Here is a 1,033-nt window from a genome sequence, read left to right as displayed (position 1 = left end):
CCGAAAAAGCGGTCTTCGCCAAGTCCACGCCAAGGATTATAGTGTTCATGGAGACTTCCTCTTCTGCTGACGGTTGTATCGCAACACCATCATGGCCTTCGAGGCCGAAGGGAGGGGAAGTCTCTTTTTACTCATACAAGCGGACACGCTGACGCGTGCCGCTTAATTCAAGCGTTAGATGACCGAACAACAAGCCATTGATGCACTTATCGCTTCTGGCATCCATGCCCAAGTCAGGGACTGGGCGCTGGGGCGCTCAATATTTGCTGGCGTCGGCGAGTTCGAACATCGCGGCATTCATGGGTACACCCATGCTAGGTACATCTACCCCAAGGGCGAGACTTGGCATGTTCTGGACTGCAACGTCACGGAGCAAGGCTTTGCTACCTTGGAACAAGCAGTGAGCCATACAATTTCCGCGCTAAGTTCGTTCGCCAAAAAGTGAGCGGCAAGGCAATATCTAACTACTCGTTCAAGGCGGACGCGCTGATGCGCGCCGCTTAACTCCAGCGTTAGGTGCCTATGAGCCGCAACGACATGCGTGAAAAAGCAAGAGCAATTATCGCTCGGCGTGGGCTTGGCGCCATGGCCAACAACACCAAGTGGAGTGAGTTCTTCACCGAGATCAAGGCCTTCGACATTTCGCTCGAATTCAAGCTCATCGATGAAGATGAACCAATGCTCTGCAAGCGTTTCTGGTGCCCCGTGCCCAACTATATCGAGGGTGGCTTGATGGGCCCCTATCCGTTTTACTGGATCGAATGGGTTCGGTCCGGTGAGACCGCCACCTTGGCGGCGCTTGCCGACAAGGTTGGGATGGAATGTATCGCTGGAGAAGGCAGGGCAACAGTTTATGGCTACCGCTAGAGCCGTAAGTCTTGGCCAGAATGTAGAGTTGGCAAGTGCAGTTTCACTAGGGACGCACCTAACAAATCCTTAGGAGACTCCCCGTCAACGCCGGGCGCATGATGCCTTTGCCCTGGGTTTTCGGGCCACTTCCGGTCTTACTTTTTGCGTGATACATGCCCGTGCT

The 1,033-nt window shown here is 54.2% G+C and carries 2 protein-coding genes; both read left to right on the top strand.

The window, feature by feature from the left end:
- Positions 1 to 178: 178 nt before the first annotated feature.
- Positions 179 to 445, top strand: a complete 267-nt coding sequence (locus BTJ49_RS15245; protein ID WP_113066271.1) for a hypothetical protein — start codon at positions 179 to 181, stop codon at positions 443 to 445.
- A gap of 77 nt (positions 446 to 522) precedes the next feature.
- Positions 523 to 867 (top strand): DUF6678 family protein, encoded by a 345-nt coding sequence (locus BTJ49_RS15240; protein ID WP_146742398.1) that lies wholly within the window; start codon positions 523 to 525, stop codon positions 865 to 867.
- Positions 868 to 1,033 lie beyond the last annotated feature (166 nt).

The sequence above is a fragment of the Oleiagrimonas sp. MCCC 1A03011 genome, from assembly GCF_003267965.1.
GTDB classification, from domain to species: domain Bacteria; phylum Pseudomonadota; class Gammaproteobacteria; order Xanthomonadales; family Rhodanobacteraceae; genus Oleiagrimonas; species Oleiagrimonas citrea.
This window is presented reverse-complemented; position numbering and strand designations above follow the sequence as displayed.

What these genes read in the sequence shown, in the direction of transcription:
- BTJ49_RS15245 (WP_113066271.1), top strand. Translation starts at nt 179, where the DNA reads ATGACCGAACAACAAGCCATTGATGCACTTATCGCTTCTGGCATCCAT.
- BTJ49_RS15240 (WP_146742398.1), top strand. Translation starts at nt 523, where the DNA reads ATGAGCCGCAACGACATGCGTGAAAAAGCAAGAGCAATTATCGCTCGG.